Annotated in this window: 21 protein-coding genes and 3 tRNA genes; all 24 read right to left on the bottom strand. The window is 64.9% G+C overall.

Annotated features, from left to right (window positions below; all coding sequences use genetic code 11):
- Positions 1-153: 153 nt before the first annotated feature.
- Positions 154-1,062 (bottom strand): tRNA pseudouridine(55) synthase TruB, encoded by a 909-nt coding sequence (gene truB / locus V3B48_RS14710; protein ID WP_329893982.1) that lies wholly within the window; start codon positions 1,060-1,062, stop codon positions 154-156.
- 107 nt (positions 1,063-1,169) lie between these two features.
- Positions 1,170-1,553 (bottom strand): 30S ribosome-binding factor RbfA, encoded by a 384-nt coding sequence (rbfA, locus tag V3B48_RS14705; protein WP_005410447.1) that lies wholly within the window; start codon positions 1,551-1,553, stop codon positions 1,170-1,172.
- Between the two features lie 161 nt (positions 1,554-1,714).
- Positions 1,715-4,360, bottom strand: coding sequence for a translation initiation factor IF-2 (infB, locus tag V3B48_RS14700; RefSeq protein WP_032128650.1), 2,646 nt, complete (start codon positions 4,358-4,360; stop codon positions 1,715-1,717).
- A gap of 92 nt (positions 4,361-4,452) precedes the next feature.
- Positions 4,453-5,964 (bottom strand): transcription termination factor NusA, encoded by a 1,512-nt coding sequence (gene nusA / locus V3B48_RS14695; RefSeq protein ID WP_005410449.1) that lies wholly within the window; start codon positions 5,962-5,964, stop codon positions 4,453-4,455.
- Positions 5,965-5,968: 4 nt separating this feature from the next.
- On the bottom strand, positions 5,969-6,559 hold the full coding sequence (gene rimP / locus V3B48_RS14690) for a ribosome maturation factor RimP (RefSeq protein ID WP_032128649.1): 591 nt from the start codon (positions 6,557-6,559) through the stop codon (positions 5,969-5,971).
- A 354-nt stretch (positions 6,560-6,913) separates the two neighbouring features.
- Positions 6,914-6,990, bottom strand: a tRNA-Met gene (locus tag V3B48_RS14685).
- Between the two features lie 84 nt (positions 6,991-7,074).
- Positions 7,075-7,151, bottom strand: a tRNA-Met gene (locus V3B48_RS14680).
- Positions 7,152-7,278: 127 nt separating this feature from the next.
- Positions 7,279-8,739 (bottom strand): NADH-quinone oxidoreductase subunit NuoN, encoded by a 1,461-nt coding sequence (nuoN, locus tag V3B48_RS14675; RefSeq protein WP_032128648.1) that lies wholly within the window; start codon positions 8,737-8,739, stop codon positions 7,279-7,281.
- A gap of 15 nt (positions 8,740-8,754) precedes the next feature.
- Positions 8,755-10,263, bottom strand: a complete 1,509-nt coding sequence (locus V3B48_RS14670) for an NADH-quinone oxidoreductase subunit M (protein WP_032128647.1) — start codon at positions 10,261-10,263, stop codon at positions 8,755-8,757.
- Positions 10,264-10,286: 23 nt separating this feature from the next.
- Positions 10,287-12,464 carry an NADH-quinone oxidoreductase subunit L gene (gene nuoL / locus V3B48_RS14665; protein WP_182266468.1) on the bottom strand — a complete coding sequence of 726 codons (2,178 nt, stop codon included), beginning with the start codon at positions 12,462-12,464 and terminating at the stop codon, positions 10,287-10,289.
- A 7-nt stretch (positions 12,465-12,471) separates the two neighbouring features.
- Positions 12,472-12,777 (bottom strand): NADH-quinone oxidoreductase subunit NuoK, encoded by a 306-nt coding sequence (gene nuoK / locus V3B48_RS14660; RefSeq protein ID WP_005417921.1) that lies wholly within the window; start codon positions 12,775-12,777, stop codon positions 12,472-12,474.
- Entirely contained in the window at positions 12,774-13,430 is a 657-nt protein-coding gene (locus V3B48_RS14655; RefSeq protein WP_032128645.1) for an NADH-quinone oxidoreductase subunit J, read from the bottom strand. The genes nuoK and V3B48_RS14655 overlap by 4 nt, the downstream gene beginning before the upstream one ends.
- 9 nt (positions 13,431-13,439) lie before the next feature.
- Positions 13,440-13,928: an NADH-quinone oxidoreductase subunit NuoI gene (gene nuoI / locus V3B48_RS14650; protein ID WP_006381128.1), complete on the bottom strand. Its 489-nt coding sequence runs from the start codon at positions 13,926-13,928 to the stop codon at positions 13,440-13,442.
- Positions 13,929-13,931: 3 nt separating this feature from the next.
- The gene (nuoH, locus tag V3B48_RS14645) at positions 13,932-15,026 is read right to left on the bottom strand and encodes an NADH-quinone oxidoreductase subunit NuoH (protein ID WP_006381129.1); all 1,095 of its coding nucleotides are present in this window, start codon (positions 15,024-15,026) and stop codon (positions 13,932-13,934) included.
- Positions 15,023-17,257 carry an NADH-quinone oxidoreductase subunit NuoG gene (gene nuoG, locus V3B48_RS14640; RefSeq protein WP_006381130.1) on the bottom strand — a complete coding sequence of 745 codons (2,235 nt, stop codon included), beginning with the start codon at positions 17,255-17,257 and terminating at the stop codon, positions 15,023-15,025. The genes nuoH and nuoG overlap by 4 nt, the downstream gene beginning before the upstream one ends.
- Positions 17,254-18,594: an NADH-quinone oxidoreductase subunit NuoF gene (nuoF, locus tag V3B48_RS14635; protein ID WP_329893981.1), complete on the bottom strand. Its 1,341-nt coding sequence runs from the start codon at positions 18,592-18,594 to the stop codon at positions 17,254-17,256. Before nuoF ends, nuoG begins: the two co-directional genes overlap by 4 nt.
- Positions 18,595-18,598: 4 nt before the next feature.
- Entirely contained in the window at positions 18,599-19,126 is a 528-nt protein-coding gene (nuoE, locus tag V3B48_RS14630) for an NADH-quinone oxidoreductase subunit NuoE (protein ID WP_006381132.1), read from the bottom strand.
- A 97-nt stretch (positions 19,127-19,223) separates the two neighbouring features.
- The gene (locus V3B48_RS14625) at positions 19,224-20,531 is read right to left on the bottom strand and encodes an NADH-quinone oxidoreductase subunit D (protein WP_329893980.1); all 1,308 of its coding nucleotides are present in this window, start codon (positions 20,529-20,531) and stop codon (positions 19,224-19,226) included.
- On the bottom strand, positions 20,528-21,277 hold the full coding sequence (locus tag V3B48_RS14620) for an NADH-quinone oxidoreductase subunit C (RefSeq protein ID WP_005410462.1): 750 nt from the start codon (positions 21,275-21,277) through the stop codon (positions 20,528-20,530). Before V3B48_RS14620 ends, V3B48_RS14625 begins: the two co-directional genes overlap by 4 nt.
- A 33-nt stretch (positions 21,278-21,310) precedes the next feature.
- Positions 21,311-21,865 (bottom strand): NADH-quinone oxidoreductase subunit B, encoded by a 555-nt coding sequence (locus V3B48_RS14615; protein WP_005410463.1) that lies wholly within the window; start codon positions 21,863-21,865, stop codon positions 21,311-21,313.
- Entirely contained in the window at positions 21,856-22,212 is a 357-nt protein-coding gene (locus tag V3B48_RS14610; RefSeq protein ID WP_008265012.1) for an NADH-quinone oxidoreductase subunit A, read from the bottom strand. The genes V3B48_RS14615 and V3B48_RS14610 overlap by 10 nt, the downstream gene beginning before the upstream one ends.
- A gap of 111 nt (positions 22,213-22,323) precedes the next feature.
- A tRNA-Leu gene (locus V3B48_RS14605) sits at positions 22,324-22,408 on the bottom strand.
- A gap of 51 nt (positions 22,409-22,459) precedes the next feature.
- Positions 22,460-22,897, bottom strand: a complete 438-nt coding sequence (gene secG, locus V3B48_RS14600) for a preprotein translocase subunit SecG (RefSeq protein WP_010486424.1) — start codon at positions 22,895-22,897, stop codon at positions 22,460-22,462.
- Between the two features lie 31 nt (positions 22,898-22,928).
- Complete coding sequence (gene tpiA / locus V3B48_RS14595) at positions 22,929-23,684, bottom strand: triose-phosphate isomerase (protein ID WP_032128643.1); 756 nt, start codon at positions 23,682-23,684, stop codon at positions 22,929-22,931.
- Positions 23,685-23,902: the final 218 nt, after the last annotated feature.

The raw sequence follows: 23,902 nt of genomic DNA, 5'->3' as shown, positions 1-23,902 counted from the left end.
GTGGCCGGCAGGAACGCGCTTCGCGCACCGCCAGGCTCGCCGTGGACTACGAGGATGAAACCTGCGCGAGGCAGGCTGCCGGAAAACGGCCGCGAAATTGTAACGGTCGGGGGCTTCCGGGACAAGGACCGGGGCTGAACCGCCCGGGTCCGGTCAGAGGTTGAAACGACGCTGCGGAGCCAGCAAGCCACTGTCATCGACCTGGCCCAGGCCCTGGACAGCATCGTCCGGGCCAAACACGGCCACCAGGCCATGCGGCCAGGACAGGTCCCGCTGGCGCTGGCCGACGCAGAAGCGGTGGGCCTGGTCGGCATCGAGGTCGACCCGCGGGTATTCAGCCAGGCCGGCCGCCAGCGGCAGCAGCAGCGCGTCCATCCCGGCCTCGTCACCGGCCTCGACCATCGCCCGCAGCTGGTCCAGGGTGACCATCGCCGGTTCATGGAACGGCTCGACCCAGAGCCGGCGCAACGCAGTGATGTGAGCGCCGCAGCCCAGTGCCTCGCCCAGGTCGCGGGCCAGGCTGCGGATGTAGGTGCCGGAGCCGCAGGTCACGCGCAGCCGCAACCGCTCGGGCTGCTGCTCCATCACCTCGATGGCGTGCACCTGCACCTCACGCTCCGGCGCTTCGATGACGTCACCGCGGCGGGCCTTCACATACAGCGGCTCCCCACCCTGCTTCAGCGCCGAATAGATCGGGGCACGCTGGCGGATGTTGCCGGTCAGCGGCACCAGCGCCGCCTGCAGGGCCTCGGCACTGATCGCCGGCACCACGCGCTGCAGCAGCACCTGGCCTTCGGAGTCATCGGTGTCGGTGGTCTGGCCCAGCATGATCTCGGCGTCGTAGGCCTTGGCCGAGCCGAGCAACAGTCCGGCAATCTTGGTCGCCTCGCCGAAGCACAGCGGCAACAGGCCGGTGGCCAGCGGATCGAGGCTGCCGGTATGGCCACCCTTTTCGGCACGGAACAGGCGACGGGCCACCTGCAGGGCGGCGTTGGAGCTCATGCCGGTCGACTTGTCGAGCAGCAGGATGCCATCCAGGCGGCGGAACTGAATTCGGGTCATGACAGGATTTTGTAGAGTCGAGCCATGCTCGACTGCTGCAGCGCGGTCTGCATCAGACATCGCGCAGCCGGAATGCAACAACGCCGGGCATGCCCGGCGTCGCGCGGTTATTCTTCGTCGCTCTCGCGACGCTTCTCGGCGGCCAGCGTATCAGGCAGATCGCGCAGGATGTTGTCGATGTGCTCACCACGGTCGACCGAGTCGTCGTAGTGGAAATGCAGCTCCGGCACGTGGCGCAGCTTCATCGCACGGGCCAGGTCCATGCGCAGGCGATAGCCCAGCTCCTTCAGGCCGGCCACGGCTTCGGCCGAACGTTCCGGCATCAGCGCGGTGACGAACACCTTGGCATGGGCCATGTCGCGGGTGATTTCCACGTCGGACACGCTCACCGAGGGCAACCCGTGCTCGCGCACAGCGTTGTGCACCAGGGTGCCGAGTTCACGGCGCAGCTGGGCGGAGACACGGTCGGTTCGATGGAAAGTCTTGGGCACGAGGAGCTCTTGGTTCAGTTGTCGCCCGGCCAACGGTCGGGCACTACTCTTGATTCAATGGTCGCCCGACCAACGGTCGGGCGCTACTACATGGTACCCGACCGTTGGTCGGGTTCTACATCATGGTGGGGCCCGACCAACGGTCGGGCCACCTTGCAGCATTACAGGGTGCGCGGCACTTCGATACGCTCGAAGCACTCGATCTGGTCACCCGGCTTGACGTCGTTGTAGGCCTTCACCGCGATACCGCACTCGGTACCGTTGCGGACTTCCTCGACGTTCTCCTTGAAGCGACGCAGCGATTCCAGCTCGCCCTCGAAGATCACCACGCTGTCGCGCAGCACGCGGATCGGCTTGTTGCGCTTGACCACGCCCTCGATGACCATCGAGCCGGCCACGGCGCCCAGCTTGGAGCTGCGGAAGACGTCGCGGACCTCGGCGATACCGATGATCTCTTCGCGGATCTCCACGCCCAGCAGACCGGAAGCCACCTGCTTCACCTGGTCGATCACGTCATAGATGATCGAGAAGTAACGCAGATCGACGCCGTTGGATTCGATGATGCGACGGGCCGAAGCGTCCGCACGCACGTTGAAGCCGATGACGGTGGCCTTCGAAGCGGCCGCCGAGTTGGCGTCCGATTCGGTGATGCCGCCCACGCCGGAGTGGATCACGTTGATGCGGATGTCTTCGTTGGACAGCGCGACCAGTGCCTGGCTCAGCGCCTGCACCGAACCCTGCACGTCGGCCTTGATGACCAGGTTGAGGACCTGCTGGCCCTCGCCCTTGCCCAGGGTCGCCATGATGTCTTCCATGCGGCTGCCGGCGGTGGCGACCAGGCGCGATTCACGGCGCTTGGTCTCACGCTGCTGGGCAACGTCCTTGGCCAGGCGCTCGTCCTCGACGACCACGAAGTCATCACCCGCTTCCGGCACGCCGGACAGGCCCAGGACCTGCACCGGGATGGACGGGCCGGCGAACTCCGGCTGCTTGCCGGTTTCGTCGAACAGCGCACGCACGCGGCCGTACTGGATGCCGCACACCAGGTAGTCGCCCTTCTTCAGGCGGCCCTGCTGCACCAGCACGGTGGCGACCGGGCCACGGCCCTTGTCCAGCGACGATTCGATCACCACGCCCGAAGCGCGGCCTTCGTCGACGGCCTTCAGTTCCAGCAGTTCGGCCTGGATCGAGATGGCGTCCAGCAGGTCGTCGATGCCCAGGCCGGTCTTGGCCGAGATCTCCACCATCTGGGTGTCACCACCGAAGTCTTCGGCCACGACCTGCTCGGACAGCAGTTCGTTCTTGACCCGCATCGGGTCGGCGTCGGACTTGTCGATCTTGTTGATCGCCACGATCAGCGGCACACCCGCCGAACGCGCGTGCTGGATCGCTTCCTTGGTCTGCGGCATGACGCCGTCATCGGCGGCCACGACCAGCACCACGATGTCGGTCAGCTTGGCGCCGCGCGCACGCATCGAGGTGAATGCCGCGTGGCCCGGGGTATCCAGGAAGCTGATCACGCCCTTCGGCGTATCCACGTGGTAGGCACCGATGTGCTGGGTGATGCCGCCGGCTTCGCCGGTGGCGACCTTGGTGCGACGGATGTAATCCAGCAGCGAGGTCTTGCCGTGGTCGACGTGGCCCATGATGGTGACCACCGGCGGACGCTGGGTGGCTTCGCCCTGGTTTTCACCGGTCGAGGCCAGCAGTGCGTCTTCGGCGTCGTTGTCGTTGGCACGGATCGCCTTGTGGCCGAGTTCTTCGGTCACCAGCGCGGCGGTGTCATGGTCGATGGACTGGGTGATGGTGGCCATCACGCCCATCTTGAACAGCGCCTTGACCACCTCACCGCCCTTGAGCGCGAGCTTCTGCGCCAGGTCGGCCACGGTGATCGTGTCGCCGATCGCCACTTCACGCACCACCGGCGCGGTCGGACGCTCGAAGGCGTGCGGACCTGCATTGTTGCCACCGCGCGACATGTCGCGACGGCCACCGGCCTGGTTACGCCCGCCCGGACGACCACGGGTGTTGCTGTTGTTGCTGTTGCCACGGCGCGCGCGGTCGGCAGCCGACAGGTGCATCTGGCCGGCGAAACGGTCGCCCGGGCCACGCTCGTTGCGCGGCGCGCTGCGGTTGTTGCGGTCGTCGTTGCGCGGCGGCGGCGGAGCGCTGCGCGGCGCAGCCGGAGCGGCGGCCGGAGCACGCGGCGGGCGCGGCGCGGTTTCATCGATCGGAGCGCGCTTGGGCTTGCTGGCAGCCAGCGCCTCGGCAGCCTTGGCGGCGGCCGCAGCTTCCTCGGCGGCCTTCTTCTCGGCCTCTGCGCGTTCCTTGGCCGCAACCTCTTCCTCACGGGCACGGACGATGGCTTCGTCGCGCAGACGATCCTTCTCGGCCAGGGCCTGCTGTTCGGCAAGGTTGCGCGCACGCGACTCTTCCAGCTTGCGCAGGATGTCGGCGCGCTCTTCGTCCGGGGTCATGGCGCGAGCACCATCCTTGACGTAGGTACGCTTCTGGCGCACCTCGACATTCACGGTCGTCTTGCTGCGACCGGAACTGACCGTCACTTCCTGCTGTTTCCGGCGGTTGAGCGTGATCTTCTTTGCAGACTGATCAGTTTCTTCCGGGGCCTGCTCGGGCTTGCCGTGCGAACGACGAAGGAAGCCCAGGAGCTTCACCTTCTCGGTGCTGGTCACGACCTGGTCGGGACCGCTGAACTTCATGCCGGCACCGGCCAGCTGTTCCAGCAGTTTTTCGACCGGCGTGTTGACCAGTTCGGCAAGCTTGCGGATGGTGGTTTGCTGCGACATTCGGATCCTATGATCTTGTGGGCGCCCCCCCGCATCTGGAGGTGGCGCGGATTCTACGCCCTGAGCGGCTCAGGGCCCTGTTCATTGCCGGCTCATTCGCCGCGTTCCAGTCGGGCGATCTCCTCGGCACGTGCGGCCAGGATCAGCGCAGCGGCGCGCGCCTGATCCAGCCCTTCGATGCCGAAGTCCATGACCTCGTCGGCGGCCAGGTCGGACAGGTCCTCACTGGTACGCACGCCGTGGCCGGCCAGCGCATACGCGGTGGCTTCGTCCATGCCCTTCAGGGACAGCAGGTCCTGCGCCGGCTGGCCGTCTTCAAGGCCTTCCTCGACTGCCAGGGCCTCATTGAGCAGCGCATCGCGGGCACGAGCGCGCAGCTCTTCGACGATGTCTTCGTCGAAACCTTCCACGGCCAGCAGTTCGCCGACCGGGACATATGCGATTTCCTCGACGGTGCCGAAGCCTTCGCTCACCAGGATGCCGGCGATTTCCTCGTCCACTTCCAGCTTGTCCATGAACAGCTGGCGGGCCGAAGCCTGCTCGGCCTCCGACTTGGCGGTGACCTGGTCCTGGGTCATCACGTTGAGCTGCCAGCCGGTCAGGCGGCTGGCCAGGCGCACGTTCTGGCCGCCCTTGCCGATCGCCTGGGCCAGGCGGTCTTCGGCGACAGCCAGGTCCATCGAGTGCTTGTCTTCATCGACGATGATCGACTGCACTTCGGCCGGCGCCATCGCGTTGATGACGAAGTTGGCCGGGTTGTCGTTCCACAGCACGATGTCCACGCGCTCGCCATTGAGCTCGTTGGACACGGCCTGCACGCGCGAACCGCGCATGCCGATGCAGGCACCGATCGGATCGGTGCGCTGGTCGTGGGCGAGCACGGCGATCTTGGCGCGATCGCCCGGATCGCGGGCGCAGGCCTTGATTTCCACCAGGCCCTGGCCGACTTCCGGCACTTCCAGCTTGAACAGCTCGATCATGAATTCCGGGGCGGCGCGGCTGATGAACAGCTGCGGGCCACGCGGTTCCGAACGGACTTCGGCCAGGTAGCCGCGCACGCGGTCACCGGCGCGCAGCACGTCGCGCGGAATGCCCTTGTCCTTCGGGATGAAACCTTCGGCGTTGCCACCGAGGTCGACATAGATGTTGCCGCGCTCGGCGCGCTTGACCACACCGGTGATCAGCTCACCCACGCGATCCTTCCACGCATCCACGACCTGCTGGCGCTCGGCTTCGCGCACGCGCTGGACGATGACCTGCTTGGCGGCCTGGGCAGCAATGCGGCCGAAGTCCGGGTTCTCGATCTGCTCTTCGATGTAGTCGCCGACGTCCACGCCTTCGGCTTCATCGACGGCGTCCATCAGGCGGATCTGGCGGTCCGGCGATTCCATGACCACGTCATCGGCCACCACTTCCCAGCGGCGGAAGGTTTCGTAGCTGCCGTCCTTGTGGTCGATGACCACGCGGGTCAGCACTTCCTCGTCGGGATAGCGCTTCTTCGCTGCCGAGGCCAGGGCGGCCTCGATGGCATCGAAGATCACTTCACGCGGCACGCCCTTCTCGTTGGCGACTGCGTCGACTACCAGCAACAGTTCCTTGCTCATTGGCTCACTCCGCGCGCGGCTTCTTTGCCGCCGGCTCGTTGGAAGAAGAATTCGTGTTCGGCTTCGGACGCTTCGGTGCCGGACCGGTCGGCTTGCTCGGGGCCAGCCCCAGCGCCACCCAGTCGGGCATGATCCGTGCCTTGTCGATGTTGTCGGCCGACACGACCACTTCGGCCTTGTCGACGATGAAGGTGATGGCACCTGCGGTCTCGTCGATGGCTTCGATGCGGCCCTGCAGGCGGCGACGGTTGTCCTGCGGCAGCTTCAGCGTGACCTTGGCCATTTCGCCGAGGTGACGGCCGAACTGCTCCAGGTTGAACAGCGGACGATCGACGCCCGGCGAAGACACTTCCAGCGTGTAGTTGCCGCTGATCGGGTCTTCGACGTCCATCTGTGCCGACACTTCGCGGCTGACCCGCTCGCAGTCGTCGACATTGATGATGCGCTCGGGCTGTTCAGCCAGCGGCACGTCGATGTAAAGGCGCAGGGTCGCACCGCCGGGGGCCGGCAGATACTCAACGCCCAGCAGCTCCAGGCCCAGCGACACAACGGTCGGGGCGAGCAGATTCGCGATGTCGGTTGCCTTGTCGCTCACAGCCTGCCTTGATCTCTTGGTTGGGTGCCGGCCTTGGCCGGCATGGAAACATGACGCCCCGGAAACGACAAAGGGCCCGCTGGGCCCCTTTTCCGGAAAGACTCCGGTGACTGGATTCCGGTTGCAACCTGCAGTGCCTGCCGGTTGCGGCCCTCCTTCCGGGTCCGGACTCCCGCTGGGAGGCCGCCTTCAGGGGTATTGCTAGGCCGCTGATGATAGCGACTGCACCGCGCTGGTGCAAGGCTTGGGCCGGCCTTGCCGCACCGGCAGTCGAGCATGGCTCGACTCTACAAAAATGCGGAACCCCAAAGAAAAACGCCCTCGAAGCAGGACTTCGAAGGCGATCTCTTTACTTGGTAGCGGGGGCAGGATTTGAACCTGCGACCTTCGGGTTATGAGCCCGACGAGCTGCCAGACTGCTCCACCCCGCATCAGAAGCGGAATTATGAGGCATAACTTCAAAACCTGCAAGCTTTTCCTCATTCATCGAACTGGTTGGCGCCGATTCGATGTGTTGGTAGCGGGGGCAGGATTTGAACCTGCGACCTTCGGGTTATGAGCCCGACGAGCTGCCAGACTGCTCCACCCCGCACCGGAAGTGTTTGAACTGCTGCCCTGCTCTTTCGAGGAGGGCTACCGCAACGATGTTCTGGCTGAACCGCTGCAGTGACAACTCAGGCTGCGCATATTACACGAATCGCGCAGCTTTGTGTCAACTTTTATGCAAGATGCGCAAATGCCTGCTGGCACCAGACCATGATCGGGTTCCAGGCCAGGCCCAGCGCCAGCAGCGCCAGCGCGTTCACGCCCAGGACCAGGCCCAGCACGCGGTCGTTGCTGCGCGGCATGGCCTCGCCCACCGGCTCATCGAAGTACATGACCTTGATGACGCGCAGGTAGTAGAAGCAGCCGACCACGGCACACAGCACGCCGAGGATGGCCAGCCACAGCAGGCCACCGTTGACGGCCGCGCCCAGCACCGCCAGCTTGGTCCAGAAGCCCAGGAACGGCGGGATGCCGGCCAGCGACGCCATGATGCACAGCACCAGGCCGGCCATCCACGGGTTGCGGGCATTGAGGCCCTTGAAGTCTTCGATGTTCTCGGCTTCGAAGCCGGCACGCGACAGCGCGATGATCGCGCCGAAGGCGGCGGTCGACATGATGGCGTAGGCCAGTGCGTAGAACAGTGCGGCGGCATAGCCCTGCGAACCGCCACCGGCAATGCCCATCAGCAGGAAGCCGATGTGCGAGACGGTGGAGAACGCCAGCATGCGCTTGAGGTTGCTCTGCGCGATGGCCATCAGGTTGCCGATGACCAGCGAGACTGCGGCCAGGCCGGCGATCAGCAGCTGCAGTTCGGTCGACAGCGGGCCCACGCCCATTTCCAGCAGGCGGTAGGCCATGCCGAAGGCGGCCAGCTTCGGCGCCGAGCTGATGAACAGTGCGATCGGTGCCGGGGCACCCTGGTACACGTCCGGCAGCCACATGTGGAACGGCGCGGCACCCAGCTTGAAGGCGACGCCGGCGATCATGAACACCGCACCGGTGATCAGCAGCACGCGCTCTTCCGAGTGCGGGATGGCCTCGCGGATGACGTCCAGGTGGAGGCTGCCGGTGGCGCCGTAGATCAGCGACATGCCGTACAGCAGCAGGCCAGAAGCCAGCGAACCCAGCACGATGTACTTCATCGCCGCTTCCGAGGCCAGGCCGTTCTCACGGTTGCTGGCAACCAGCGCGTAGGAGCACAGCGCCAGCAGTTCCAGGCCCAGGTAGACCATCAGCAGGCTGCCCGCCGAGACCAGGATCATCATGCCGGCGGTGCCGAACAGGATCAGCACCGGGATCTCGCCCTGGAACAGGTTGCGGTCGCGCAGGTAGCGCCAGCCGTAGACCAGGGTCAGGCCGCTGAGCAGCACGATCCCGGTCTTCATCACGTCCGCGGCGGTATCGCGCACGAACATGCCATGGAAGACCTCCCCCTGCCCGCCCACGCCGGTGGCCAGCATGAACAGCACCACGGCCAGCGCAGCGAGCGAGAACAGGTGGGTGACGATCTTGTTCCGGTTGCTGACGAACAGGTCGAGGATCATCAGGGCGAAGGCGCTACCGATCAGCACCAGCTCGGGAGCGAGCGGTGGCAGGTCAGCGGCGGTCAATGGCAGCAGCGGCGAGGTGGTCATCATCAAATCCTGGAATTACAGCAGCTTGCTGGATGCGATCTGCATCGCCAGCTTCGCGATCGAGGGCTCCATCAGGTCGGTCAGCGGCTTGGGGTAGATGCCCAGGGCCAGCACGCCGATGGCGAACACGCCCAGCACCAGCCATTCGCGGCCGTTGATGTCCTTCAGTTCGGCAACGTGGCTGTTGGCCACTTCACCGAAGAAGATGCGCTTGTACAGCCACAGGGTGTAGGCGGCGCCGATGATCAGGGTGGTGGCCGCGCCCAGCGCGATCCACGGATTACGCTGGAAGGCCGCGAGGATGACCATGAACTCGCCGACGAAACCGCTGGTGCCCGGCAGGCCTGCATTGGCCATGAAGAACAGCATGGCGAAGGTCGCAAACCAGGGCATCACGTTGACCACACCGCCGTAATCGGCGATGCGGCGGCTGTGCATGCGGTCGTACAGCACGCCGACGCTGGAGAACATCGCACCGGACACGAAGCCGTGCGAGATCATCTGCACCATGGCGCCCTGCAGGCCCAGGCGTGCGGCATCGGCGTTGCCGGCTTCACGCACCAGCCACAACGCGATGAAGGTGCCCAGGGTGACGAAGCCCATGTGCGCGATCGACGAATAGGCGATCAGCTTCTTCATGTCGTCCTGCACCAGGGCGACGAGGCCGACGTAGATCACCGCGATCAGCGACAGCGCGATCACCAGCCACGCCCATTCCTGCGACGCGTCCGGGACGATCGGCAGGTTGAAGCGCAGGAAGCCGTAGCCACCGATCTTCAGGGCGATGGCGGCCAGGATCACCGAACCGGCGGTCGGCGCTTCCACGTGGGCATCCGGCAGCCAGGTGTGGACCGGGAACATCGGCACCTTGACCGCGAAGGCGATCAGGAAGGCGAAGAAGATCCAGGTCTGTTCCTTGGCCGACAGCGGCAGCGCGTACAGGTCGGCCAGCTGGAAGCTGCCGCCCTTCATGTACAGGTAGATCAGCGCCACCAGCATCAGCACCGAGCCGAGGAAGGTGTACAGGAAGAACTTCAGCGCGGCGTAGATGCGACGCGGGCCGCCCCAGACACCGATGATCAGGAACATCGGGATCAGCATCGCCTCGAAGAACACGTAGAACAGCATCGCGTCCGTGGCCGAGAAGATACCGACCGTGACGCCTTCCAGGATCAGGAAGGCGGCCACGTACTGGTTGACGCGCTTGTCGATGGCGCTCCAGGCGCCGATCAGGGCAAGCACGCTGACCAGGGTAGTCAGCAGGATCAGCGCCACGGCGATGCCGTCCACGCCCAGGTTGTAGCCGATCTTGTACGCCGGGATCCAGGCATGGGTCTCGACGAACTGCAGACCGTCGATGCCCGCGTTGTAGCCGCTCAGCAGCGAGAGGCTCGCCACGAACGTCAGCACCGCTACGCCCAGCGACGCCCAGCGGGCGGTCTGCGCATCACGGATCGCAAGGATCAGGGCGCCACCGATGATCGGCAGCCAGATGAGGACACTGAGTAGAGGCCAGTTCGACACGTCTTCTTATTCCGTACAGGTCATCAACGCAGGTAATGCATCAGCACGCCCAGAAGGGCAATCAGGCCGATGATCATCGCGAAGGCGTAGTGATAGAGGAAACCGGATTGGGTACGACGCAGCACGCCGGCTGCGACGTCCACAACACGTGCCGAAAGATTGACCACGCCGTCGACGATGTTGCTGTCGATCCAGCGTGCGACCTTGCCCAGCTTGACGCTGCCACCGGCAAAGCCATCGATCCACAGCTTGTCGAAGCCGTACTTGTTTTCCAGCACCGACACCAGCGGAGCGAAGGTCTTGCGCGCCTTGCCCGACAGGTCCGGCTTCCACAGGTAGAACAGCGCAGCCAGCAGGAAGCCCGCCAAGGTCAGCCAGAACGGCGGCAGCATCATGCCGTGCAGCGCGAACGCCACCGGCCCGTGGAACTCTTCGCCCAGGAAGGCAACGGTGTTCTTGGCCGGATCGTAGAAATCGACGATGCCGGTGAAGAACGTGTTGACCTGGCCCTTGATTGCGTCGTGTGCATGGTGGCCGGCCCAGTCGGTGCCGTGCAGCATCGGACCGATGCTGAAGAAACCGATGGCGATCGACGGGATGGCCAGCAGGATCAGCGGCAGGGTCACCACCCACGGGGTTTCGTGCGGCTCATGCGGACCGTGGCCATGGCCGTGGTCGTCATGGTGCGCGTCCCCATGATGGGCATCAGCAGGGTGCGCATCTGCGGCGTGGTGATCGTCATGGGCATGGCCGTGATCATCATGCGCGTCGCGGAAGCGCTCCTTGCCGTGGAAGGTCAGGAACAGCAGGCGGAAGCTGTAGAAGCTGGTCACCAGCACGCCACCCAGCACTGCCCAGTAGCCATAGGTGGCCACCCAGCTGTTCTGCATGTGGGCGTGGATCTCGGCCGCCTCGATGATGGTGTCCTTCGAGTAGAAGCCGGAGAAGAACGGCGTACCGACCAGGGCCAGGGTACCGATCCACATGGTGACGAAGGTGATCGGCATGTACTTGCGCAGGCCGCCCATCTTGCGCATGTCCTGCTCGTGGTGCATCGCGATGATGACCGAGCCGGCACCCAGGAACAGCAGCGCCTTGAAGAAGGCGTGGGTCATCAGGTGGAACACGGCGGCCGAGTACGCCGACACGCCCAGTGCAACCGTCATGTAGCCCAGCTGCGACAGCGTGGAGTACGCGACGACGCGCTTGATGTCGTTCTGCACGATGCCGATCAGGCCGGTGAAGAACGCGGTGGTGGCACCGATGAACAGGATGAAGTTCAGCGCGGTCTGCGACAGCTCGAACAGCGGCGACATGCGGGTGACCATGAAGATACCGGCGGTCACCATCGTCGCGGCGTGGATCAGTGCCGAGATCGGGGTCGGGCCTTCCATCGAGTCCGGCAGCCACACGTGCAGCGGGACCTGGGCCGACTTGCCCATGGCACCGATGAACAGGCAGATGCAGATGACGGTGGCGATCGACCAGATCACCGGCTCGTTCAGCAGCTGCATGCCGAACATGGTGCCGTCCCAGATCTGCAGCTGGGCGCGCGGGTCAGCCAGCATGCCGGCCTGCGAGAACACCTGCGAGTAGTCCAGGGTGCCGAACACCCACAGCACGCCGGCGATACCGAGCAGGAAGCCGAAGTCACCAACGCGATTGACCAGGAACGCCTTCATGTTGGCGAAGATCGCAGTCGGGCGCTTGAACCAGAAGCCGATCAGCAGGTACGACACCAGGCCCACCGCTTCCCAGCCGAAGAACAGCTGCAGGAAGTTGTTGCTCATCACCAGGGTGAGCATCGAGAAGGTGAACAGCGAGATGTAGCTGAAGAACCGCTGGTAGCCCGGATCGTCCTGCATGTAGCCGATCGTGTAGATGTGGACCAGCAGCGACACGAAGGTCACCACCACCATCATCATCGCGGTCAGCTTGTCGACCATGAAACCGACGTGGGCCGAGTACTGGCCGACTTCGAAGAACGTGTAGATGTTCTGGTTGAACGGCTGCGCACCGCCCCACAGCAACTGGTAGAGCGTGTACATCGACAGGCCGCAGGCAACCGCGACGCCGAGGATGGTGATGGTCTGCGCGCCGAAGCGCTTGACCTGGCGACCGAACAGGCCGGCGATGATGCTGCCGAACAGCGGTGCAAGCACCACTGCGATCAACAGACTCTTGGAGAGAGTGATTTCCATCTGTGGATCAGCCCTTCAACGAATCGACTTCGCCGACATTGATCGTGCGGCGGGTACGGAACAGGGTCACCAGGATCGCCAGGCCGATGGCGGCTTCCGCGGCGGCGACGGTCAGGATGAAGAACACGAACAGCTGGCCGGACGGATCGCCCAGCTGACGCGAGAAGCCGACGAAGTTGATGTTCACCGACAGCAGCATCAGTTCGATCGACATCAGCAGGACGATGACGTTCTTCCGGTTGAGGAAGATGCCGGCCAGGCTGATGGCGAACAGCACCGCGCCCAGCGCAAGGATGTGGCCAAGGGTAATCACGGCTGGGTCTCCTCGCCGGCGGCCGGCTTGCTGTTGCTGTGCACGACCGGCGCTTCGGCGCCCATCTTGACCATGCGCAGGCGCTGGCCGGCCTTGACCATGGTCTGCTCACCCGGGTTCTGGCTCTTCACCCCGGTACGGCGGCGCAAGGTCAGCATCACGGCGGCAACCACGGCCACGGTCAGGATGACGGCGGCGAACTCGAACGGCAGCAGGTACTCGGTGAACAGCGTACGCGCCAGCCAGGTGACGTTGGAGCTGTCGGCAGCGACCGCGGCGGCGTTGTCGGCCGGGAACGGGTTGACCGCCCTGCCCTTCACGCCGATCAGGATCAGCATCTGCACCAGCATCGCCACGGCAACAATGAGACCGACCGGCAGGTAGCGGACCCAGCCCTCACGCAGCTTGGTGGGGTCGATGTCGAGCATCATCACCACGAACAGGAACAGCACCATCACCGCGCCGACGTAGACCAGCACCAGCGCCACGCCGAGGAACTCGGCGCCGACCAGCAGCCACACGCAGGCAATGGAGAAGAAGGTCAGCACCAGGCAGAGCACGGCGTGAACCGGGTTGCGCACGCTGATCACCGCACCGGCCGAAACCGTTGCCGCGATGGCGAACACCCAGAAAGCGATATTTACCCAATCCATCTCTCGACCTCAGCGGTAAGCGGCATCGGCGGCGCGACGCTCGGCGATCTCGGACTCGAGACGGTCGCCCAGGGCCAGCAGCTGCGGCTTGGTAACGATGTTTTCGCCACGATTCTCGAAGTGATACTCGAGGATGTGGGTTTCGACGATCGAGTCCACCGGGCAGCTTTCTTCGCAGAAGCCGCAGAAGATGCACTTGAACAGATCGATGTCATAGCGCGTGGTACGGCGGGTGCCGTCTTCGCGCTTGGCCGAGTCGATGGTGATGGCCAATGCAGGGCACACCGCTTCGCACAGCTTGCAGGCGATGCAGCGCTCTTCACCGTTGGGGTAACGGCGCAGGGCGTGCAGTCCACGGAAGCGCGGCGACTGCGGGAACTTCTCCATCGGGTACATCATCGTGTACTTGGGCTTGAAGCTGTACTTCAGCGTCAGCCAAAGGCCGCCCAGCAGTTCGAGCAGCAGCAGGCTCTTGAAGTAATGGGTAATCCTGTTCATCACTTAGACGCCCTTTTGAATCACGCCGAAGAACACCATGACGGCGGTAACCGCGATCCACAGAATGGCCAGCGGGATGAAGACCTTCCAGCCCAGGCGCATGATCTGGTCATAGCGGAAGCGCGGGAAGCTGGCACGGAACCAGATGTAGGCACTGGCGAAGAAGAACACCTTGACGAACAGCCACGGTGCACCGCCCTTCCAGATCCAGTCGACCAGCGGCGAGACGTCGCCGAAGTTGACCCAGCCCTGGATGGGGCTCAGCCAGCCGCCGAGGAAGAAGATCGAGATCAGGAAGCTGATCAGGATCATGTTGGCGTATTCGGCCAGGAAGAACAGCGCGAACGCACCGCCCGAGTACTCGACCATGTGGCCAGCGACGATTTCCGATTCACCTTCCACCACGTCGAACGGCGCGCGGTTGGTTTCGGCAACGCCCGACACCCAGTAGATGACGAACAGCGGGAACAGCGGCAGCAGGAACCAGTCGAAGAAACCGGAATTGCCAGCCTGCGCCATCACGATGTTGCTCAGGTTCAGGCTGCCCGACGCGATCATCACGCCGACCAGGGCGAAGCCCATGGCGATTTCGTAGCTGATCATCTGCGCCGAGGCGCGCATCGCACCCAAGAACGCATACTTCGAGTTGGATGCCCAACCGGCCAGGATGATGCCGTAGATGCCCAGCGAGGTCATCGCCAGCAGGTACAGCAGGCCGGCGTTGGCGTTGGACAGCACGATCTGCGAGTCGAAGGGGACCACCGACCAGGCCGCGAAGGCCGGAGCCAGGGTGATCAGCGGGGCCAGCAGGTAGATCGCCTTGTTGGCGCTGCTCGGCTGGACCACTTCCTTGAACAGCAGCTTGAAGACGTCGGCGAAGGCCTGGAAGATGCCCATGCCCACGTACATCGGGCCGTGGCGGACGTGCATCCAGCCGATCAGCTTGCGTTCCCAGACCACGTAGAAGGCCACCGAGATGATCACCGGAACGGTGATCACCAGGATCTTCAGGATGATCCAGATCAGCGCGCCGATGTCACCAAGGCCAAGCAGCCACTGGTGCAGCGGATCGACCGCGTTCAACAGCAATTCGTTCATGCAGCCACCACCGTTACGCGAGCGGCACCCAGCGGCGCGGTCGCGCCGTGGCCCGATTCAATCCAGACCGAACCCGCAGCGACGCGGGCGTCGATCACCACCGGCAGGGTGGCCTTGCCGGCATCGGTGCCGACCTTGGCCATCTGCCCTTCCTGCAGCTGCAGGCGAGCGGCATCTTCAGCGTTCAGCACGATGCGCGGGGCGTTGTTGAGCGGATGCGACTGCAGCGCCGGGGCGCGACGGACCACCGCATCGGTGCGGTAGATCGCGGCGGTCGAAGCCACTTCCAGGCCTTCGCCGGCAACCACCGGCTGTGCCGAGGCGGCAACGGCGACCGACACCGGGGCCAGGCTGGCGCGCAGGCCGGCCAGGTCGGTGAAGTCGAAACCGGCTACCGCCAGCTCACCGCCCAGGGCGCGCAGCACGCGCCAGCCCTCACGGGCCTCGCCCGGCAGCTTGCCGCCGGCACGCGCCGACTGCTCGCGACCATCGAGGTTGGTCAGGGTGGCGTCGATTTCCGGCAGCGCACCGATCGGCAGGATCACGTCGGCAACGTCGCGGGTGGAGACGCAGGCGAACTGGCTGAAGGCCACCACCTTGGCGCCGACCAGCGCCTTGCGCGCGGCGGGGGCGTCGGCGAAGTCCAGGCCCGGCTCCAGGCCGTACACCACGTAGGCCTGGCGCGGCTGCGCCAGCATTGCGGCGACGTCCTTGCCGGCCGGCAGCACGCCTGCGCGGGTCAGGCCAACGGCGTTGGCACCCTGCGGGATGCGGCACAGCTTGGCACCGGTCGCAGCGGCGAAGTCACGCGCGGCGGCGCGGATCGCGGCAGCCTGCGGATGGTTTTCGGCGATGCCACCGACGATCAGCACGGTGTTGTTGCCGCCCTGCACCGCCGAACGCAGCTCGGCGTTGGCCAGCGCGTCGACGAACTTCGACGGCGCGACGATCTGCTTGCCGGCGATGCTGAAGGCGAAGTCGAAGTCCACCGGGTTGACGACGTGGATCTTCGCGCCGTTGGTGGTCTGCGCCTTGCGCAGGCGGGCGTGCAGCAGCGGCAGTTCGTGGCGGATGTTGCTGCCCAGAACGACGATGCGGTCGGCGCCTTCGATCTCGGCGAGCGGCAGGCCGAACACTTCGGCGGTTGCGGCGTCGGAGAAATCGCGGTTGTTGATGCGGTGGTCGATGTTGCTCGAGCCCAGGCCCTTGGCCAGGCGGGCCAGCAGCGCGCCTTCCTCGTTCGAGGTGGACGGGTGCACCAGCACGCCCAGGTTGTCGCCCTGGTTGGCCTTGAGGATCTCGGCGGCCGCAGCCAGGCCTTCGGCCCAGCTCACTTCCTTCCACTCGCCATTGACCTTGCGCAGCGGCTTGACCGCACGGTCTTCGCTGTACAGGCCCTGGTGCGAGTAGCGGTCACGGTCGGACAGCCAGCACTCGTTCACCGCTTCGTTGTCGCGCGGCACGGTGCGCAGCACTTCGCCGCGACGCACGTGCAGGAACAGGTTCGAACCCATCGCGTCGTGGTAGCCCAGCGATTCGCGCGCGGTCAGTTCCCACGGGCGGGCGCGGAACTGGAACACCTTGTTGGTGAGTGCACCGACCGGGCAGACGTCGACGACGTTGCCGGACAGCTCGGTGGTCAGCGGCTTGCCGTCGAAGGTACCGATCTGCAGGTTCTCACCGCGGTACATGCCACCCAGCTCGTAGGTACCGGCAACGTCGGCGGTGAAGCGAACGCAGCGGGTGCACTGGATGCAGCGGGTCATCTCGGTGGCGACCAGCGGGCCCATGTCCTCGTCCGGCACCACGCGCTTGCGCTCGTTGAAGCGGCTGACCGAACGGCCATAGCCCAGCGACACGTCCTGCAGCTCGCACTCGCCGCCCTGATCGCAGATCGGGCAGTCCAGCGGGTGGTTGATGAGCAGGAACTCCATCACCGAGCGCTGGAACTTCAGTGCCTTCTCGCTGCGGGTGGCGACCTTCATGCCATCCATCACCGGGGTGGCACAGGCCGGCGCCGGCTTCGGCGACTTTTCCACGTCCACCAGGCACATGCGGCAGTTGGCGGCGATCGGCAGCTTCTCGTGGTAGCAGAAGCGCGGAATCGAAATGCCGGCCTTGTCGGCCGCCTGGATGATCATCGAACCCTTGGGCACGACCAGCGACTTGCCATCGATTTCGATGGTCACGTGATCCGGTGGCACGTTCGGGTTTACGGGTTGCGCGCTCATGCGGCGGCTGCCTCCACCTTCTTGCCGTCAACCATCGAATGACCGTTGACGATGTAGTACTCGAATTCGTCCCAGAACTGGCGCAGGAAGCCCTGGATGGGCCATGCAGCCGCTTCACCGAACGCACAGATGGTGTGGCCTTCGATCTGGCCGGCCATCGCCTTCAGCTGGTGCAGGTCTTCCATCGTGGCCTTGCCGGCGACGATGCGCTCCAGCACGCGGTGCATCCAGCCGGTGCCTTCACGGCACGGGGTGCACTGGCCGCACGATTCCTTGTGGAAGAACTGGCTGATGCGGCAGGCGAACTTGACGCAGCAGACGCTGTCGTCGAGCACCACGATCGCACCCGAACCCAGGCCGGAGCCCAGCGCACGGATGGTGTCGTAGTCCATCGGCAGATCCTGCAGCTCGGCCGCGGTCAGTACCGGCATCGACACGCCGCCCGGGATCGCGCCCTTGAGGGTGCGGCCCGGACGCAGGCCACCGGCCATTTCCAGCAGGTCGTGGAATTTGGTGCCCAGCGGCACTTCGAAGTTGCCGCCGTTCTGCACGCAGCCGGACACCGAGAAGCACTTCGGACCGCCGTTGGCGGTCAGGCTCAGGCCCTTGAACCACTCCGGACCGTTGCGGATGATCGCCGGCACCGAACCGTAGGTTTCGGTGTTGTTGATCGTCGACGGCTTGCCGTACAGGCCGAAGTTGGCCGGGAACGGCGGCTTGTAGCGCGGCTGGCCCTTCTTGCCTTCCAGCGATTCCATCAGCGCGGTTTCTTCGCCGCAGATGTACGCGCCGGCGCCCAGCGCACCGTAGATGTCGATGTCCACGCCCGAGCCCATCACGTTCTTGCCCAGCCAGCCATTTGCATAGGCGTCGGCCAGGGCCTGCTCGAAGTGCTCGAACGGCTCGTGGTGGAACTCACCGCGCAGGTAGTTGTAACCCACGGTCGAACCGGTGGCGTAGCAGGCGATCGCCATGCCTTCCACCACCGAATGCGGGTTGTAGCGCAGGATGTCGCGATCCTTGCAGGTGCCCGGCTCGGATTCGTCCGAGTTGCAGAGGATGTACTTCTGCATGTTGCCCTTGGGCATGAAGGACCACTTCAGGCCGGTCGGGAAGCCTGCGCCACCGCGGCCGCGCAGGCCCGAGGCCTTGACCATCTCGATGACCTGCTCCGGCGGGATCTTCTCTTCGAGGATCTTGCGCAGGGCGGCGTAGCCACCGGTCTTCAGGTAGCTTTCGTACGACCACGGGGTGTCGTAATGCAGGGTGGTGTAGACCACCTGGTGCGGCAGCGGCGCGGGGCCGACCGGACCCTTGGATTCGTGGTGATGTGCCATGCCCTTACTCCAGCCCGTCCAGCAGCTCGTCGACCTTTTCCAGGGTCAGACGCTCATGGTAGTGACCGTTGATGACCATCATCGGCGCGCCACCGCAACCAGCCAGGCACTCTTCCTCGCGCTTGAGGTAGACGCGGCCGTCCGGGGTCGATTCACCGTGCTTGATGCCCAGCTTCTTCTCGCAATGGCGGACGATGTCCTCGGCGCCATTGAGCCAGCAGCTGATGTTGGTGCAGATGGCCACGTTGTTGCGGCCCACCTTCTCGGTCTCGAACATCGAGTAGAAGCTGGCGACCTCGTAGGCCCACACCGGCGGCAGGTCCAGGTACTTGGCCACGCCGGCGATCAGTTCGTCGGTCAGCCAGCCCTCGTTCTGCTCCTGGGCCGCATGCAGGCCCTGCAGCACGGCAGAGCGCTTGCGGTCCGGCGGGAACTTGGACAGCCAGTGATCGATGTGAGCGCGGGTCTTGTCGCTCAGCACCACCATCGGGTCGACGTCGCGCGCCGCCTCGAAATTACCTGTCGCCTTCATCGGCCGACCTCAGCGAAATGCATAACGTGAAATTCCAGAAACTGCGGCGCCGGCTTGCGCCGGCTGCCTGCAGCGGGCGTTGGCGTGGCGGACGGCATTACCGGTCAACCTCGCCGAACACCAGGTCGTAGGTACCGATCATCGCCACCACGTCGGCCAGCATGTGGCCGCGCACGATCGAATCGATCGAGGACAGGTGGGCGAAGCCCGGTGCGCGCAGGTGCACGCGGAACGGCTTGTTGGCGCCGTCGGAAACCAGGTAGCAGCCGAACTCGCCCTTGGGCGCTTCCACTGCAGCGTAGGTCTCACCGGCCGGCACGCAATAGCCTTCGCTGAACAGCTTGAAGTGGTGGATCAGCGCTTCCATGTCGTCCTTCATGTCCTCGCGCTTGGGCGGAGCGACCTTGAAGTTCTTGATCATGACCGGGCCGGGGTTGGCCTTCAGCCACGCCACGCACTGCTTGATGATGCGGTTGGACTCGCGCATTTCGGCAACGCGGACCAGGTAGCGGTCGTAGCAGTCGCCTTCCTTGCCCAGCGGGATGTCGAAATCGACGGCATCGTACTTGGCATACGGACGCTTCTTGCGCAGGTCCCAGGCGATGCCCGAGCCGCGCAGCATCACGCCGGTCATGCCCCACTGGTGGGCCAGTTCCGGAGTGACCACGCCGATGCCGACGGTACGCTGCTTCCAGATACGGTTGTCGGTCAGCAGGGTTTCGTATTCGTCGATGCGCTTGGGGAACTCGACGGTGAAGTTCTCCAGGAAGTCCAGCAGCGAGCCTTCGCGCGAAGCATTGAGCTGCTTCAGCGCCTTGCCCTTGTGCCAGCGCGATTCCTTGTACTTCGGCATGTGGTCCGGCAGGTCGCGGTAGACACCGCCCGGACGGTAGTACGCCGCGTGCATGCGCGCGCCGGAGACCGCTTCATAGCAGTCCATCAGCTCTTCGCGCTCGCGGAAGGCATACAGCATCACCGCCATCGCACCCAGGTCGAGCGCGTTGGAACCCAGCCACATCAGGTGGTTGAGGATACGGGTGATTTCGTCGTACATGGTGCGGATGTACTGCGCACGCTCCGGCGCTTCGATGCCCATCAGGGTCTCGATCGCGCGCACGTAGGCGTGCTCGTTGCACATCATCGACACGTAATCCAGGCGATCCATGTAGCCGATCGACTGGTTGAACGGCTTGGACTCGGCCAGCTTTTCGGTACCACGGTGCAGCAGACCCACGTGCGGGTCGGCGCGCATGATGGTTTCGCCGTCCATTTCCAGGATCAGGCGCAGCACACCGTGCGCGGCCGGATGCTGCGGGCCGAAGTTCATGGTGTAGTTGCGGATTTCCTGCCGGCTTTCGGCGGCGTTGCTGGCGAAGGCTTCGCCGGCCTGGTGTACGTGGCTCACTTCACTGCCTCCTGCGCGCGCTCACCTTCTGCGGTCTGCAGACGGGCGTCGTCGCGGATCACGCGCGGCACGCCGACACGCGGCTCCACCGAGGTGACCGGTTCGTAGATCACGCGCTTCTTTTCTTCGTCGTAGCGGACTTCGACATTGCCGATCAGCGGGAAGTCCTTGCGGAACGGATGGCCGACGAAACCGTAGTCGGTCAGGATCCGGCGCAGGTCCGGGTGGCCTTCGAAGATCACGCCGTACAGGTCGAACGCTTCGCGCTCGAACCAGTTCAGGCCCGGCCAGATGCCGGTCAGCGAGGACACCACCGGCAGCGCTTCGTCAGGGGCGAAGCAGCGCAGGTGCATCATCAGGTTGTGCTGGTACGAACGCAGCTGGGCGACCACGGCGAAACGCTGGGTCGGCATGTGCTGCGGGCGGGCACCGTCGGCGCCGTTTTCCTCGGTGGGGAACTCGCCCCACGCGAAACGGCCCTGGGCCTTGCCTTCGACGCCACGGCTGAAGCCCTGCGAGGACACGTCGGCGGTGTCCCATTCGTCGGAGCCATAACCGAGGTAGTCGACGCCGCAGAGATCCACGGCCTGCTCGAAACCAAACTCGTCACGCAGCGCCAGGGCGGTGGCGTGCCACTCGGCGGCAGGCACTTCCAGCGTCACTTCGCCGCGGGGTTCGACCACGATGACCTTCGCACCTGCGAAACGTGCGGAGAGTCGGTCGATGAAGGATGCTTGCTCTGCCATGGGGGCTTGGCGCGCTCTTGTCAGGTGAAGGGGTCAGCGGGCGATGGTCTGTGTACGCCAGATCTTCTTCTGCAGCTGCAGGATCCCGTACACCAGCGCCTCGGCGGTCGGCGGGCAGCCCGGGACGTAGACGTCCACCGGCACCACGCGATCACAGCCGCGCACCACAGAATAGGAGTAGTGGTAATAGCCGCCACCATTGGCGCAGCTACCCATCGAGATGACCCACTTCGGGTCCGGCATCTGGTCGTAGACCTTGCGCAGCGCCGGGGCCATCTTGTTGACCAGGGTACCGGCCACGATCATCACGTCGGACTGACGCGGCGACGGGCGGAACACCACGCCGTAGCGGTCAAGGTCCAGGCGCGCGGCGCCGGCATGCATCATCTCGACCGCGCAGCAGGCCAGACCGAAGGTCATCGGCCACATCGAGCCGGTGCGCGCCCAGTTCAGCAGTGCATCGACGCTGGTGGTGACGAAACCCTTTTCCAGCAGCGGGTTGTCGCCTTCCGGCCGCAGGATGTCATCAACCCGGCCTTCCGGCGTGGGGTTGTTCATGAGGCCATCGAGAGTCTGAATCACTCCCATTCCAGCGCTCCCTTCTTCCAGACGTAAATGAAACCGAGGAACAGCATGCCGACGAACAGGCCCATGGTGATGAGCGAACGGGCACCCAGCTCCATGAAGACCTGGGTCCACGGCACGATGAAGATGATTTCCAGGTCGAAGACGATGAACTGGATCGCGATCAGGTAATAGCGCACGTCGAACTTCATGCGCGCGTCTTCGAAGGCCTCGAAGCCGCACTCGTACGGCGACAGCTTTTCCAGATCGGGGCGGCGGGGACCGAGGAATCGACCAACCAGCATCAGCGTAATGCCGATACCGGTGGCAACGATCAGAAACAGCAGAGACGGCAAATATTCGGCCAGCACAGCGATTCTCTCTTGCCTCTGCCGCCGCGCCTGCAGGCGCTTTGGCATGGGGGAGTGGACGGGAATCTGCCTGGCGCCTTGCGCGCCAGACGAACCCGCTTTACTTACAAATGGTGCCCAAGAGGGGACTCGAACCCCTACGACTTGCGTCGCTACCACCTCAAGGTAGTGCGTCTACCAATTCCGCCACCTGGGCAAACGATCACATCAGACTATCTTCCCGATGCGCCGCGTATTGTAACCGGCTTCAGTCTTTCTGGGAGCCTTCCGAAGGCTTTTCTTCACCAGAAACCGAAGATTCCGCCTGAGCCGGCACATTCGCGGCCGGAACGGGGGCGGCCGGGACCGCATCGGCCTTCGGAACGGCCGGCAGTTCGCCCGCCGGAGCCGCCGGAGCGACTGCCGCCGGTGCGGACATCAGGCCCAGATCCTGATCGGCCGCCGGGCGGCTGCCATGACCGGCATACCAGGCCATGAAGAGGCTGATGCCGAAGAACACGACAGCCAGCCACTTGGTCGACTTGGACAGGAAGTTCGAGGCGCCGCGCGCACCGAACACCGTACCCGAGGCACCGGCACCAAAGCCCGAACCCGCCGCCGCACCCGAGCCACGCTGCATCAGGATCAGCGCGATCATGGCCACAGCGACCAGCACGTAGACGACATTGAGGATCAACATCAGCATTGGAAACCGCCCTCGGACAAAACTTCTAGGATTAGTTCGCGGCCGCCGCCCGTGCGATGGCCAGGAAGTCCGCGGCCACCAGGGAGGCGCCGCCGACCAGCCCACCATCGACATCCGGCTGCGCGAACAGTTCCCCGGCATTGTCGGGCTTCACGCTACCGCCGTAAACAATGGGCAGTGAATCAGCGATTCTAGCATCGATACGCGCGACTTCGCCACGGATGAACGCGTGCACCTGCTGCGCCTGCTCCTTGGTAGCGGTACGGCCGGTACCGATGGCCCAGACCGGCTCGTAGGCGACCACGGCCTTGGCGAAACCGGCCGCGCCGACCAGCTCCAGCACCGGCGCCAGCTGGCCGGCGATGACCGCTTCGGTCTGCCCGGCCTCGCGCTGCTCCAGGGTCTCGCCCACGCACAGCACCGGCACCAGGCCGGCGTGCTGGGCGGCGGCGAACTTGCGTGCGACCAGCTCGCTGCTTTCGTGGTGGTACTGGCGGCGCTCGGAATGGCCGACCAGGCCATAGCGGGCGCCGACCTCGACCAGCATGGCGGCGCAGACCTCGCCGGTGTAGGCGCCCTTCTCGTTACTGCTCACGTCCTGCGCGCCAAAGGCCAGGCCGGTCTCGCCGAAGTCCTCGACCAGCTCCCCCAGGTAGGGCAGCGGCGGCAGGATCACCACGTCCACCCCCTCCAGCGGCAGCCCGGCGGCGACCTGCCCCAGCAGTTCATTGGCGAATTGACGGCTGCCATGCAGCTTCCAGTTTCCGGCGACGATCTTGCGGCGCATGAGCGGGTGGCTCCTGTGTGAAGTCAGCCGGGCATGATACCCGTTACGGCAAAAATCCGTTTCCGTGTAAGCGGTTACATGGATTTTCAGCCAACGGCGCAGCCCCTCGTGGCGGGGGTGGGGTTGGGTTGGTCGCGGAGAACCCGGTTGGATTTGGGGCTTGGCCGGGCGGGTGGGACTGCGCAGGGGGCGCTGCAAGTCCCCCTCCGGGGCCCGGC

Source organism: Stenotrophomonas sp. SMYL20 (genome assembly GCF_036320045.1).
Classification (GTDB): domain Bacteria; phylum Pseudomonadota; class Gammaproteobacteria; order Xanthomonadales; family Xanthomonadaceae; genus Stenotrophomonas; species Stenotrophomonas maltophilia_A.
This window is presented reverse-complemented; position numbering and strand designations above follow the sequence as displayed.